The following is a 14,550-nucleotide window of genomic DNA, read 5'->3' on the forward strand; positions in this document are numbered from 1 at the left end:
ACTGCGCTGGAACTGATATTTTTCAAATAATAGTTTTAACTATTGATAGCTTTGAATTTTTAAAAGTATTTCTATTTGATAAAGGGAAAAATGGTTGGCATCAGGCGTAGCGAGCACCTCAAAGGGTTTTACGACATTGTCATTATAGGTGTATAAAAAAACAACAATCGTTCACCACTAACTTTGAACCGACATTGAGATATACTCTAACAGATTCTGCATCAAGTACAGAATTATTATTTATGAAGCAAAAGGTCAACATAGTATGGTTCAAACGTGATCTAAGATTACTAGATCACGAGCCGCTAATGCGTGCTTTAAATTCAAACACTCCTACTCTACTCCTTTATATTTTTGAACCTATTCTACTTAATGATGCACATTACAGTCAGCGACATTTTGATTTTATAAAGCAGTCGCTTGAGAATATGAATGAGAAATTAAGTAGTGTAGGAACTCAATTACTAATTATACAAAGTGACGCTATAAAAGCATTTGAAGTACTTCATTCTGTTCTTGAAATCAATAACGTATTTTCTTATCAAGAAACAGGTCTATTGATCACGTTTAAAAGAGATCTTGCATTAAAGAAATGGTTTGCAAACCATGGTATCAACTGGTCAGAATCTGTTGCAAATGGTGTAATACGTGGCATAAAAAATAGAATTCACTGGAAAGAGCAATGGATCGAATTTATGAATCAAGATTTTGATCATCCAGATTTTAATAACGCCACATTATTTAGTAAAAATAAAATTGCGCAAATAGCAACTCATTTTCAACCAGTCGACTTAGAAACAGCGTCTGATACTACTTTTCAAAAAGGTGGAACGACAACTGCTTTAAAGTATTTTGAAAGCTTCTTAGAAAAACGAATTAACGGCTACAATACTTATTATTCAAAGCCAGAAACAAGTCGTAAGCACAGCAGCCGTTTATCACCATATATTGCCTGGGGAAATGTAAGTATGCGCATGGTAGCAAAGAAAGCTGCAAGTTTTAAAAGTGTGATTAAAAACAAACGCAATTTGAACAGTTTTATGTCCAGATTGCGCTGGCAAGCCCATTTTATCGAAAAATTTGAAATGGAATATCAATTAGAATGGCGCAGTGTACATAAAGCTTATCGAGACTTAAACAAACCAGTAAACCTAGAACACCAACAAGCATGGCGTGAAGGGAAAACTGGTTATCCACTTGTGGATGCGGCAATGCGCTGTCTTAATGAAACAGGTTTCGTAAATTTCAGACTGCGAGCCATGCTCATGGGGTTTTTCACACATCATTTGTGGCAGCCTTGGCAGGATGCGAGCAACCATTTATCACAACAATTTTTAGATTTTGAGCCTGGTATCCATTATCCACAGTTACAAATGCAAGCCGGAGAGACAGGAATCAATATTGTAAGGGTTTATAATCCAATTAAAAACAGTTTAGAACACGATCCAGAAGGAGTATTTATCAAAAGATGGGTACCTGAATTGCAGGATTTACCATTGCGTTTTATTCATGAACCTTGGAAAATGACCGCTATGGAGGAGCAATTTTTAAACTTTCAATTAGGTAAGAATTATCCTGAGAGGTTGGTGGAGAATACGCTTTCGCGAAAGCGAGCTCAAGATGTACTCTATGGAATACAAAAAGACATCAAGAACAAGAACGAGTCTCGCAGAATAGTTGCTAAACATACCAATCCCAATCGAGAAATATGGCCTGGTAGTGATGAGTTAAGACCTTCTTAAATCAATTACTGCTATACTTCCTACTCAGTCTAAAAATGACCAATCCTAAAGCCAAAACCAATAAAGCCAGGAGAAATACGTAGCTCATTACTAAATTACTCCAGCTAGAAATTAATCCTAATAAAACTGGGCCAACTAGAAAGCCTAGAAACCCAATACCAGAAACCACCGAAATGGCTACAGAAGTATTCATTTCTTTAGACTTTGAAGCTAGTCTATATAATTCTGGAATAATCACTGAAGTACCTAAACCAAGAACCCCAAAACCCAAAACACTTATATAGAAATCTGAAAATAAAATTAATATATATGCGATGATAGCAATCACACAGCCTATTCCTATTGATTTTACAGAGCCTATTTTTTCACTAATTCCATCACCTAGAAATCTTCCTAAAGTCATTGTTAAAGAAAAGATTACAAACCCAAAGCCTGCCTGACTTTCAGTAACTTTAACGATATCAAATAAATATAAGTTGCTCCAGTGTTCTACTGCACCTTCATTAAATAAGATAATAAAGGCGATAATACATAATCCAAATACCGGTTTGATGTGTTTAAATATATTGGTATCTTCTTTTGATGTTCCTTGTTCTGTTTCTTTCATTTCACAATATTTTTTTGATAGAAAAAAATTGGAAACGATTATAATAAAAGACATCAATAACATATGATGACTAGGGTTTGTAAATTGAATAATTAAAAAACTTCCTAATCCAGCACCTATAAAACCGCCTAAACTGAAAAATCCATGTGCTGCAGACATGAAGTTAAAACGATCCTCTTTCTCTATAACAGAAACTAACGCGTTCATAGAAGTGCTGGTAAAACCAGAAAATATACCAGTTAATAATAAACTACCACAAAGCATATAATAATTAGGTACAAGCAAAGGTAAATTGAAGGAAATTGCAAGTAACAATATACCTACTTGCGTACAACGACCGATGCCTATCTTTTTATTAATAGCTGGTACAAAAGGTATAGAAACTACTAGACCACAAGCAGTAAAAAATAATGCCATGCCTATTTCTGCATCTGTAATGTCAAACTTCATTTTTACATGAGGTAGATATAATATCCATGTTCCTATTAGTATATTTATAGAAGTAAATACCCAAGCAGGCGCAAAATATCTTATATTAGAGAAAATATGCTGAAGTGATTTCAATGGTTCATTTTTGTGCAAAGAAACAACTACAAGGTTAATAATTGTTCTTTTTACAAAGTGTTTTAAGTAACGTTTGCATAATTTATTCATCTTATCAACTAGAATAACATCAATTATTTTTCAAACCACCAGTATTATAAATAAGATTTTTAATAGAACTAAAAAGTGAACATTATGAAAGAGCACATAAAATTATATACAGGATCATCGATTGAAGTAAATAGACTAGCATCCATTCTAGAAGAACAAAAAATAACCTTTATAGTAAAAAATCCGCATGAATCGGGACGACTGGCTGGTTTTGGTACTTCTGGAGAAAGTGTGGAACTGTTTGTTTTAAATTCAGATATAGAAAAGGCACAAAGTGTTATAAGCGATTATTAAGAATTAATTTGAAGTAACCGATAAAGCACAAATACTGATAATGCATAATGGTTGAAATTAAAATTCTATTCTTTGCATTACTTTCTTTTTTTGGTATTGAAGATGGTCGTATCGCAGCAAACAAAACGACGATTACCATTCAACCAGATAGTAAGCAAGAATCTGATAATGATCTAATAATGGAACGTTGGAATCGATTATTAGTTTCTCAAACTAATTTAATCTGGTCTAAAGAATTAGAATCCTTTACAAATAAAACACTGCGATTAGACTCTATTGATGGAAATATACGACCTTATATTACCATGAATTATTCAAGTGAAAAAGATTTACGACCTATGGGAATCTGGTACAATGAAGATGATAAGGTATTTTCTATAAATCATATTCCTATTTTTGGGGAAGCCTACACCTAAAGAACATTTAGAAACTAAAGATGGTAAAATAGAAGGGAATTATTGGAAATTTGATGGATCTAAAAACGTTAATTTCACGATCAAACCTTTTGAAAATTTACCAGAAAATTACATACAATTTATACAGAAAATGGAGCAAGTAATTAAAAAGAACCAGCAATAAGATAGCCTAATTATAGAAAAAGCATGGTCCATATAATGAAACAAATTGTATTTAATATGCAATAAATATATTTTAAACAATTGATATATAACATTATATGCAATTATGTTGTTTCTCCAAAAGAGATAAATCTAAAGCGTAAATAGTTTACAGTTTTAATTATGGCACGCTGGTTGATTATAATATAGTGTAGTTGCAAATAAGCAATTATATTAATACTTATAATTATGAAAAAGGTACTTACCCTAACACTCGTTTTACTTTTCGGTTTTGGTTTTTCTAATGCAGAGAAGATGGAAGATAACCGTCGCTACCATAATTATACTGAAAACTTTATTTTTAATCTTGATGGAATTGAGTTTGCGGTATTTCCAGATGGACAGTTTGACTTTAACTATTTACAAGATAGAAATGGTGTCAACGTATTCGTAAATACCGGAAACGTAAATGTATCTTTCAATACAGGATATGATTATAACCGCTTTGTACAGTATGATACATACGGCGCAGTCGTACAAATAGAACAAATTCCGATATTTTATGATGCTTACGGCCGCGTAAATCAAATAGGAGATATAAATGTTTTTTACAATAACGGATATATTAACCGTATAGGAAATTTAAATGTTTTCTATAGTCGTCCAGGAATTATCAATTATCATACAGGTTTTATAAATAGGTTCAATAGACGTTATATATACCAGCCTTGGCACGGTTTCTATAGTGTTCCGTTTGCAAATAGATGCATCGTTTATAATAATCCTTATAGAGTATCTTATTTCCCAATTCGTTATTCATGGAACCATCATAGATTACACTGGAATAGTGCTTCATATTATAATGGATTCTATGCAGGTGTTCATGTAAGACGTAATTTTTACAGACCTTATGATAGAGTTAATTATAGAAGTTTTGAAAGAGGACGTCGTGATGCTCGTGGTAGAGTGGTTGCCTTAAATAATAGATCTTTGAGAAATAGACAGGCAATTGCTTCAGGAAGAAGTCAGGTTACTAGAAATGATCGTGGAAGAAGTGTTGCAAGTACGGATAGAAACTCTGGTCGTAATACTACAGCAGTTAATACTAGATCTAATTCTAGAACTGGAAGAAGTACAACAGCTATCAATAGCAGAAGTAATAGATCCGTAGACGTTACTCCTAGAACTAGTAGAAGTTTGACAAGGACTTCTAATGCTACTATAGGAACTAGAAATACAGAAAGATCTGTAACTACTAGATCTACTAGAACAAATCGTTCTTTGAGAACGACACCTAATTCAAATAGAAATACGGCTACTACACGATCAACACGCAGTAACCGGCCAGTAGCAACTACTAGAGATACCTCTTCTCGAAACACTCAAGCGAGAAGCACTAGAAGCAATACCACTAATAATAGAGCAAGTCGCACGACCAACTCTAGAAGGAGTAATACACGAGGATAGATTGATCCTAATAACCATAAAGCCGATTCATTTTAGAATCGGCTTTTTTTATGGCATATATTTCTTGATAATAAAATTGATCTCTTTAGAATTTTTCATCTTATAAGTAGCGATTACATAGAAGAAAGAAATTAAAATAGATTTTAAGGCAATATTTAGAATAGGATGCCATGAAAAATCCCAAAAGTAAAAAACTCCAATAATTACCGCTATAAGTAGTAATGAATTCCATGTTTTTGATGTCCATGGATGCATTCTTAATTTATAGAATACATAGTACGCTTTCGCGAAAGCGTAGCACAAATAAGCAACACACGTAGCAATGGCAGCACCTATAATTCCTAATTTAGGAATAAGCAACCAGTTGAGTCCTATAGCCGCAATGGTCAATGCTAATCCCATCCATAAGGTAACTTTATACAATTCACTGTTGTAAAGAATAGCATTATTACTACCTAGTAAGTTCTCAGAGAATTTAGTTAGTCCTATTAAAAAAACCACTGGTAATGCAACACGTGTTTCAGGTTGCATTAAATTATAAAACTCATTTAAATTACAAATAATAATAACCATTAAAAACCCAGCAATAATGGTCAAGTTGAGAGAACTGCGTTTGTACAATTGCTCCACTTGATCCATGGCATTAGAATTAAAATGACCAGCAGTCAATGGATGTGTGATTTGTGCCATTCCTCTCGCTGGCACAGCTATTACCGTTGCTATAAAAACAGCAATTCCATAATATCCTATTTTATCAAGATCTATATATTGATTGAGCATAAACTTATCTAGATCAATCAATGCAGTAGAAATAGAACCTGCAATGATCATGAAAATACAATAATTAAAGAGTTGTTTTCTATTAGCAATCTGTTTTATTTTCAAACTAGGCCAATAGGTACTAAAAGCCATCAACTTCATTAAAAGCACTCTCAATCCATATATGATTACAATACTATAAATAAATTGTTCTTGATCAATCCAGCCAGCCGCAAGCATCAGTAAAGAAACGAGAGCAGCAGCACGATAAAAGACTTCTTTTAAAAAATTACCACCTATAGTTTTCATATGAACTTTTACCCAGGCATAAAAGATCTCAAAGTAAGCTTGAAAAATAGCAATTATAGGAATGCACCATAAATAAGTTCCTGTTAGTACATTTTTATCAGAAATGTATGCAGCTATCTGACTTTCAAATAAATAAATAACCGTTACTATAGGAATGATAATCCCTAAAGGCCACAATAACATTTGTGTTAAAAATGCGTCTTTCTCCTCTTTAGTTTTATAACTAGAGTAATACTTAACAATAGTGTTATGAATACCAAAGGACATTAGCGGGAAATATAAAAAGGCTGATGATAGAATGTAATTCCATAATCCATAATAATCATCTGTGAGGTAGACTTGGGCCAGTATCAAAACATTTAAAGCACCTAGAACAAATCCTAAACCAGTAATGGCAAGATTCCAACCTGATTGTTTAATGACTATTCCCATACGTATTCTATGGTTTTAGCAAGTATTTGAGTTAAATGTGATCGTTGATAACGCTCTATAAGATCATTAGAATTCCCATCATTTGCTCCTTTTTTATAAAGGCCGTAGAGATGAATAATTTGTTTCTTAAGGGCCATTTTCTGTTGGTGATTATAAAACTCTCCAGAGTGCGTGTCCGTAATAAGCAACTCTATATCTGCACCTTTAGGACCTAAAGCTATTATGGGACGACGGCTGGCAAAATATTCAAAAATCTTTCCTGGTAAAATAGCTTTTGTTTCCTCAGAATCAATTTCAATCAAGAGTAATACCTGTGCTTTAAACATTAATTCAATAGATTGATCGTGTGAAAGGTAACCTTCATTAGCTAACCTATTACTTAAGTTATATTTTTCAATGCTATCTAAAATATCTTCACTTACATTTCCAGCTAATTGTAGCTCTAAATCGTTTGCAAAACCTGTAATTTCTTTACAAAGTTCTTGTAAAGATTCCCATAATAATTGTGGATCACGATCTGATAATAAGGTGCCAATATGCGCCAAAACAAATTTACCGTCCGGCTGTTTCAAATTAGAATTGGGCTTTATATCATAACCATTAGTTATTAATTGAAGTGGCTTTGATGTTTTAGATTGAAATTCTTTACCAGTATGCGGACTAGTTACGATCAATAAATCTGCAGTATTAAGAACTTTTTGCTCTAATTTTTCGTGCTTTTTTTGAGCTCTGTCTCCTAACTTTAAATCTTTGTGATATCCTATCGTAGTCCATGGATCGCGGAAATCTGCAAGCCACTTAATCGACGGGACTAAGTGTTTTAATTCCAACCCTATTAAATGAACAGAATGCGGTGGACCAGTTGTGATAACAGTACATTCTGGATTCTCTGATAAAAATAGTTCAACAGCTCTTAAAACGTGCTGCTTCCATCCTATTCGAGCATCTGGAATGAATAAATTTCCACGAGTCCATACTAATGCTCGTTCTAAAAAACTCGCTTTCTTCTTTAAAATACCTCGTTGTAGGTTTTTGGTACGCTTTCGCGAAAGCTTACCTGCCATTCTACTAGGTTCAGTAATTCTAGCTTTTATTATAGAAACATTCTTAGGTATTTCTTTTTTAAGACTTTGATCCAGAACCGGATAATCCGGATTCTCTGGAATAACAACAGTTACTTCATAACCGTGATCTGGTAAATATTTGGCAAATTTCAACCAACGCTGTACGCCTGGTCCGCCGGCTGGTGGCCAATAATAACTGATGATTAAAACAGGCTTTTTCAAAGTTTAAGTGCGCTTTTTGAAAATGAAAAATAAACCACCTATAATTACAAGGAACAATATGATATTACTGATCAACATTACCATTGATCCAGTTTTTACAATTTCTGGAACAAACTTAAATACGATCTCATGTTTACCAGCAGGAACTTTTAAAGCTCTTAAAGCATAATTTACTCTAGCGATAGGAGCTTCTTTGCCATCGATCGTTGCTGTCCAACCGTATGGATAATACATCTCAGAAAAAACAGCTAATCCTTCTTTAGAATTGGAACTGCTATATGTCAACTGTTCTGTTTTGTAATCTTTCAATAAAATAGTTGCCGTAGTATCCTTATGAATTTCTTGAAGTCCTATCCTTTCTTTTTGCTCCTTTGTAATTATAGCAAGAGAATCTGAGTTAAGTTCTTTCAAAGAAAGAATCTCTTCGTTTTGATCCTGAACTGTTTTAAATTTATTTACAAACCAAGCATTACCGTTTTGAATAGGATTTTGCTGTGCAACCGTTCCATTTCTATCTTGTCCGATAATATATTTTGCATTGAACATAGCGAGAATTTCTAATTGTTCTTTGGTAATTCCCTGCTCGTTTGCAAAATAGAAATTCATAAGATCTTGAAATCTGCGAGGTTTTGCACCGTGATAACCTCCAAATGCTTGATGGAAATAAGGAGCTCTACCACTATTTACTGGATCTGATAATTGATCGTACACTCTAAAATGTGATTTATCTTGAAGTACTACTTCATCTGCTGGTGTTTTGTCAAATACAAAATCATATTCTCTAGCACTTACGTAGCTATCTTCATCAATATAATTGTTATTGAAACTTATTAAATCAAATAAAATCACTACTCCGCAAATAGTTAAAACTGCAGTTTCTTTAATTTTATCACTTAATAGAAGATAAAGTGCTGCGCATATCAACCCTACATACAGAAGAGCCTTAAAAGCATCGCTTTGAATCATCGCAAATCGATCTTCTTTTAATGCTTTTACATATCGAGATCCTAACTGTGGAAAATCTAGTAGGTATTCATCAAAAGGTCCATTAAGATTAAAAATATAAGAACCTAATAAGGCAATGATTAATAATAAACCACTAAATCCTGCACCAGCATAAAGCAATGCTTTTTTCTTTGTTTCTAAACTATTTTTCTCATTAAAAAATTGCCATAAACCTATTGCTGCTAGTATAGGTACGCACAATTCGATAATAACTTGTATAGAAGTAACTGCTCTAAATTTATTATAAAATGGAACATAATCTATAAAAAACTCTGTCAACCAACTTAGGTTTTTACCATAAGAAAGTAATAACGCTAATAAAATAGCGGCAATGGTCCACCATTTTAATCTACCTTTTATAAGGAATAATGCCAAAAACGCCAGAAAGACAACACTAACACCTAGATAGGCTGGCGCTTCTACAATGGCTTGATCGCCCCAATATTTGCGCTGGCTAATGGAAACCAATTGATTAAGATAATCTAATTCTTCTTCGCTCATACTAGACGGATCTATTCTAGAAAGTTGTGCGCGGCTTTTACTATCTTCATTGAAAACTTCTGCGCTTCCACCACCTGCAAATCGTGGTAAAATTAAATTCATACTTTCAGACATACCGTAACTGTAGTCTGTAATGTAATCGTAATCGAGACCGTTTGTTTTTTCTACGCTTTCGCCTTGAGCGTCAATACTTAAATTATTTATGCCTCGAGTACTTTCTTTTGAATATTGATTGGTAGCCAATAAGTTTCCTGCATTAGTTCCTAAAGCAAGAACACCAGCCACAAACATGATCAATATAGACTTGAAGTAATGCGATAAAATTTGTTTTTTAGCGGCGTCAATTAAATAAGCAACTGCTACTATGAGCAACATAAGCAGCAGGTAATAAGTCATTTGAGGATGGTTAGCTTGTAACTCTAGTGCCATGGCAATTGCTGTTACTATGAAACCAAACAAATATCGTTTTTGAAATACAAGAATAATACCGCTCAAAACCAAAGGAAAATAAGCAATGGCATGTGCTTTAGAATTATGTCCTGCACCTATAATAATTATGAGATATGTAGAAAAACCAAACGCTAATGCGCCTAGCAGTCCTATTTTCCAATCTACTCGCATTACAAGCATCAGAATATAAAAAGAGGCAAAATAAAGAAATAGATAATCTGCAGGACGAGGTAAAAATCGTATCGCTCTATCTAGACTATCAATAAAATCATAATCATAACGCGCGCCCAGTTGATAAGTAGGCATTCCTCCAAAAACCGCATCGGTCCAATACAACTCTTCACCAGTTTCTGCTCTATGATCAATCAGTTGTCTAGCGTTACCCTTGTATTGAACTATATCGCTTTGGTACAACTTTTTACCGCTAAGAATAGGATTAAAATAGGCTAATGCTGCAACTATGAAAACCACAAATACAGCTAGATGTGGTACTATTTTCTTGAAATTTAAATTCATGAAATTATAAGATGAATGAAAGAGGCAAATTAATCAATTTCCTCAAAGTCGATGTACTCACCTACCTTTTTATTTTCATTTGATTTGAAAGGCGCATTTTCTTTTGAAGAAGATTTGCTTCCTGCATTAGGATTTTGAAAGGGATTTTGTTGTCCTTGAAAGCCTGCTCGTTTTTCAAAACTTTTTTGAACTCGTTGCATTGCTTTCATTCCTAGCCATTTAAGAATAGCCTTACCAAAGTATCTCCACAATAACCTAATAGTTACAATGATGATCAATATGATTAATAGTGTCTGTAAAAATTTCAAAAAATAATCTTTTGTGTAAAAATAATAAGTGTATTCCATGTTACTCTATAAGAAATACTAAATTTGATCTAGAATTAGAATTTTATGAATCATACTTGTAAACATATATGTTTCTTTTTTCTTGTGTTTGTTACATCTCAATATTTACAAGCTCAATATACAGAAACAATCAACACTAATAATCCAGGAAGATCTCAAGGAGCATTTGCTGTAGGGAAAGGTGTTGCCCAAATTGAAGGCTCTTTATTCTATAGAGAAGATGATCATACTCTACAACGGTATGGACGTGATTATCTAGGTACCAGTTTTCAATTGCGATATGGTGCGGTTACAGAACGACTCGAGTTTTCACTTTTCGGTGAATTCAGTCGATTCAATCAAACGGACTTTAACAGATCTGTATCTTCAGAATCCTCTTTTGCAAACTTTTCAAGACTAACATTAGGAGCAAAATATTTAGTTTTTGATCCATTAAAGTTTTTTGGTGAGAAGAAAGTAAATTTGAAAAGCTGGAAAGCAAATAATCGTTTAAATTGGAGAGATTTAATACCAGCAGTGTCCGTTTATGCTGGTGCAAATTTAGATTTTACAGAAGGTAATCTTTTAACGCCACCGGATGATGCTCCTATTTCTCCTAGAATAGAATTGATAACTCAAAATAATTGGGGTCGCTGGGTATTTGTAACAAATATTGTTGCGGACAGGATAAGCACTGATTTCCCATCTTATGAATTACTATTGACGATGACGCATAGTATTAACGGTAAATGGGCTGTTTTTGGTGAGTTTCAAACCATCAAATCTGACTTTTATAGTGATGATCTTGGTCGTGGTGGTTTAACTTATTTAGTTAACAAAGACTGGCAGGTAGATTCTAGTCTAACTTTTAATTTCAAAGATACGCCTTCCATTTTTCAAGTAAATCTAGGAATGTCCTATAGACTGGACTTTCATAAGGATGCTCCTATTGAGCAAACCAAAAATCTAGATGGTACTGGCAAAAAGCGTAAAAAGTCGAAAAAAAACAAACTTAATCTTGAAGAAGATAACGGTGGCCTAAAATTATGATTGAAGTACGTCAAATAACCTCAAAAGAAGATATTAGAAATTTTGTAATGTTTCAATTAGAGCTTTACAAAAACAACTCATACTTTGTTCCCCCTATAATCAAGGATGAAGTCGCGATTTTTGATCCTAAAAAAAATCAAGTATTTAAAAATGCCGAATGCTGGATGTTTCTAGCTTATAAAGACAACAAAATAGTAGGTCGCGTGGCTGCTTTGATTAACCATATTGAAATCAATGAGCAGAAAAAACGTAAAATGCGTTTTGGCTGGCTTGATATGATTGATGACATTGAAGTTACAAAAGCATTACTTGCAGAGGTAGAGAAACTAGGCAAGGAACAAGATTTGGAATTCATGGAAGGACCAGTTGGTTTTTCAAACATGGACAAAGCAGGAATGCTAATTAAGGGTTATGATGAGCTCAGTACAATGATTACTTGGTACAATCATCCTTATTACAAAGAACATCTGGAAGAATTAGGCTTTGAGAAAGCAGCAGAATGGGTAGAGTTTAAATTCAAGCCGCCAGTTCCAATCCCTGCAAAAATTAATCGCTTTGCTGATATTATAGCAGAGCGTTATAAACTGAAGACACTTCAGTTTAGTACTACTAAAGAAATTTTACCTTATGTAGATGCAATGTTTGACTTGTTGAATAAAACATACAGTAACTTAGTAACTTATGTTCCTATACAACAATATCAAATTGATTTATATAAAGAAAAGTACTTGCCTTTTATCAACCCAGATTTCATTGAATTAGTGGTAGACGAAAATAATAAACTAATAGGTTTTGCGATTACTATGCCTTCATTTTCTAAAGCATTACAGAAAGCAAATGGAAAGCTTTTTCCTTTTGGTTTTATCCATCTTTTAAAAGCAAAAAAGAAAAATGATGAGGCTGCTTTTTATTTGATAGGTATTGATCCAGAATATCAAGGTAAAGGCGTGACCGCTATGATGTTTAGAAATGTGATTGTTAACTTTATGAATTATGGTGTTACAAAATGCGAGACCAATCCAGAACTAGAAGATAATCTAGCAGTACAAGCATCTTGGAAAAATTACGATCCTATTTTACACAAAAGAAGAAGAACTTATAAAAAGTTCTTGTAGTAGTATCATCTAAATTTGAGAAGTGGCAAAGTAATTACTATTTCAATGAATATTGTAATGTATCTCTTTGATGCTTGACCTAAAAGAAAAAATATGAAACTAACCTTACAACTAGCCGCTATCTATAATTTAATTTGGGGCGCATGGGTAGTTCTTTTTCCCAATCACTTCTTTGAACTTGTAGGTATGGAACCATTAAATCATCCTATGGTATGGCAAGGTATGGGAATGGTGATAGGTGTTTATGGTTTAGGATATTGGTGGGCCAGTTACAGTCCTATGAAACACTGGCCTATTGTCGCAGTTGGTTTCCTAGGTAAAATTTTTGGACCCATAGGTTTCTTATTCAATTATATCCAAGACATTGTTCCTTTTGAGTTTATTTATACGTTGATTACCAATGATTTTATTTGGTGGATTCCTTTTTTCTTGATTCTTAAAAAAGTTCATACCGATTATAAATGGCAACTACGTTAAAAAGAAAGCTACTCCTCTACTCTTTTGTAGCGTTTTATGCGTTTGCAGGAATCATGCATTTCATTACGCCCGAAGTATATCTAGAAGTCATTCCAGACTGGTTAGGTAATAAAGTCGTTCTTAATTACGCTGCAGGAGCAGTAGAGATAGGCGTTGCATTACTAGCATTATTTCGTTCTACGAGAAAGTTTTCAGGATTACTAACTATTGCCATGCTTGTAGCATTTATCATTTCGCATGTATATTTTATCCAGATAGGAAGTTGCGCAGGCGTGATGTGTATTCCAGAATGGGTAGGATATTTCAGGCTAATTGTTATACATCCATTACTCCTATATTGGGCATGGAAAATATCTAAATTATGAGCATTTTACAATTGATTCAATTACTCATTGATTTTGGACTTGTCGTTCTTATCTGGATGGTTCAATTGATTATTTACCCTAGTTTTTTACGTTATGAGAGTCATTCTTTAGGAAAATGGCACTTAACTTATACAGGTCGTATTACTATAATTGTTGCTCCTTTAATGATTGCACAAATTGCATTAGCGTCCTATTTATTAATCAACAGTGATAGTTATTATTATTTAGAGATCATTGCTCTAGGCCTTATTATTTTGAATTGGTTACTTACTTTTTTCATATTTATACCATTTCATCAGAGAATTGATTTAAATCCAACAGATAGAAAAGTACAGCGTCTTTTAGTACAAAACAATTGGATGAGAGTCCTAATGTTTTGTCTGACATTTGTTTGTCATGTTTGGCTTTATTTTTAATACTGACAGGTTTTTCACTATTTACAAATTAATTTATTTCAAGAAGTATTTTATAATTCCGCTTTCGCGAAAGCGGGAAAAAGATCAGTTTCATTCCTATTCTTAGAAGTTTTTTAAAATTATGTGGAGTCTTTATTCCCTTAAACGATAGGCTTTTTACTCAATTTTATAACATTATGCTAACTTTTACGTTACTTCATTTGTAACGGTTGAATACTTTTA

At 33.3% G+C, this 14,550-nt stretch carries 15 protein-coding genes; 10 read left to right on the forward strand and 5 right to left on the reverse strand.

What is annotated here, in order from left to right:
• The first annotated feature begins 194 nt into the window (after positions 1-194).
• Complete coding sequence (locus ACTF54_RS06420) at positions 195-1,742, forward strand: deoxyribodipyrimidine photo-lyase/cryptochrome family protein (RefSeq protein ID WP_438968988.1); 1,548 nt, start codon at positions 195-197, stop codon at positions 1,740-1,742.
• 1 nt (position 1,743) lies between these two features.
• On the opposite strand, the gene ACTF54_RS06425 is transcribed toward ACTF54_RS06420, so the two are convergent.
• Positions 1,744-2,913: an MFS transporter gene (locus ACTF54_RS06425; protein WP_438968989.1), complete on the reverse strand. Its 1,170-nt coding sequence runs from the start codon at positions 2,911-2,913 to the stop codon at positions 1,744-1,746.
• 174 nt (positions 2,914-3,087) lie between these two features.
• Between ACTF54_RS06425 and ACTF54_RS06430 the strand changes: the two genes are divergently transcribed.
• The 4 genes from ACTF54_RS06430 to ACTF54_RS06445 all read left to right on the forward strand — a co-directional run bounded on the left by ACTF54_RS06430 (position 3,088) and on the right by ACTF54_RS06445 (position 5,321).
• On the forward strand, positions 3,088-3,297 hold the full coding sequence (locus tag ACTF54_RS06430; protein ID WP_347195879.1) for a putative signal transducing protein: 210 nt from the start codon (positions 3,088-3,090) through the stop codon (positions 3,295-3,297).
• Positions 3,298-3,344: 47 nt separating this feature from the next.
• Complete coding sequence (locus tag ACTF54_RS06435) at positions 3,345-3,713, forward strand: hypothetical protein (protein ID WP_438968990.1); 369 nt, start codon at positions 3,345-3,347, stop codon at positions 3,711-3,713.
• Positions 3,694-3,876 carry a hypothetical protein gene (locus ACTF54_RS06440; RefSeq protein WP_347195877.1) on the forward strand — a complete coding sequence of 61 codons (183 nt, stop codon included), beginning with the start codon at positions 3,694-3,696 and terminating at the stop codon, positions 3,874-3,876. Before ACTF54_RS06435 ends, ACTF54_RS06440 begins: the two co-directional genes overlap by 20 nt.
• Before the next feature lie 227 nt (positions 3,877-4,103).
• Positions 4,104-5,321 (forward strand): hypothetical protein, encoded by a 1,218-nt coding sequence (locus ACTF54_RS06445; protein WP_438968991.1) that lies wholly within the window; start codon positions 4,104-4,106, stop codon positions 5,319-5,321.
• A 48-nt stretch (positions 5,322-5,369) separates the two neighbouring features.
• Here ACTF54_RS06445 and ACTF54_RS06450 read toward each other — a convergent pair whose 3' ends face one another.
• The 4 genes from ACTF54_RS06450 to ACTF54_RS06465 are packed head-to-tail and all read right to left on the reverse strand — an operon-like array spanning position 5,370 to position 10,887.
• Positions 5,370-6,821: a polysaccharide biosynthesis protein gene (locus ACTF54_RS06450; RefSeq protein ID WP_438968992.1), complete on the reverse strand. Its 1,452-nt coding sequence runs from the start codon at positions 6,819-6,821 to the stop codon at positions 5,370-5,372.
• Positions 6,812-8,107 carry a glycosyl transferase family 1 gene (locus ACTF54_RS06455; RefSeq protein WP_438968993.1) on the reverse strand — a complete coding sequence of 432 codons (1,296 nt, stop codon included), beginning with the start codon at positions 8,105-8,107 and terminating at the stop codon, positions 6,812-6,814. The genes ACTF54_RS06450 and ACTF54_RS06455 overlap by 10 nt, the downstream gene beginning before the upstream one ends.
• 3 nt (positions 8,108-8,110) lie before the next feature.
• Positions 8,111-10,579: a YfhO family protein gene (locus tag ACTF54_RS06460; protein ID WP_438968994.1), complete on the reverse strand. Its 2,469-nt coding sequence runs from the start codon at positions 10,577-10,579 to the stop codon at positions 8,111-8,113.
• Between the two features lie 29 nt (positions 10,580-10,608).
• Complete coding sequence (locus ACTF54_RS06465) at positions 10,609-10,887, reverse strand: DUF4834 family protein (protein WP_347195872.1); 279 nt, start codon at positions 10,885-10,887, stop codon at positions 10,609-10,611.
• 84 nt (positions 10,888-10,971) lie between these two features.
• Between ACTF54_RS06465 and ACTF54_RS06470 the strand changes: the two genes are divergently transcribed.
• The 5 genes from ACTF54_RS06470 (at position 10,972) to ACTF54_RS06490 (ending at position 14,328) form a co-directional block, all read left to right on the forward strand.
• Positions 10,972-11,955, forward strand: coding sequence for a transporter (locus tag ACTF54_RS06470; protein ID WP_347195871.1), 984 nt, complete (start codon positions 10,972-10,974; stop codon positions 11,953-11,955).
• Entirely contained in the window at positions 11,952-13,070 is a 1,119-nt protein-coding gene (locus ACTF54_RS06475; RefSeq protein ID WP_347195870.1) for a GNAT family N-acetyltransferase, read from the forward strand. Before ACTF54_RS06470 ends, ACTF54_RS06475 begins: the two co-directional genes overlap by 4 nt.
• Positions 13,071-13,163: 93 nt before the next feature.
• A complete protein-coding gene (locus tag ACTF54_RS06480; RefSeq protein WP_347195869.1) occupies positions 13,164-13,547 on the forward strand; it encodes an alkyl hydroperoxide reductase in 384 nt (127 codons plus the stop codon).
• Positions 13,532-13,912 carry a DoxX family protein gene (locus ACTF54_RS06485; protein WP_347195868.1) on the forward strand — a complete coding sequence of 127 codons (381 nt, stop codon included), beginning with the start codon at positions 13,532-13,534 and terminating at the stop codon, positions 13,910-13,912. Before ACTF54_RS06480 ends, ACTF54_RS06485 begins: the two co-directional genes overlap by 16 nt.
• A complete protein-coding gene (locus tag ACTF54_RS06490) occupies positions 13,909-14,328 on the forward strand; it encodes a hypothetical protein (protein ID WP_438968995.1) in 420 nt (139 codons plus the stop codon). Before ACTF54_RS06485 ends, ACTF54_RS06490 begins: the two co-directional genes overlap by 4 nt.
• Positions 14,329-14,550: the final 222 nt, after the last annotated feature.

Source organism: Nonlabens sp. (genome assembly GCF_965657255.1).
Lineage (GTDB): Bacteria > Bacteroidota > Bacteroidia > Flavobacteriales > Flavobacteriaceae > Nonlabens.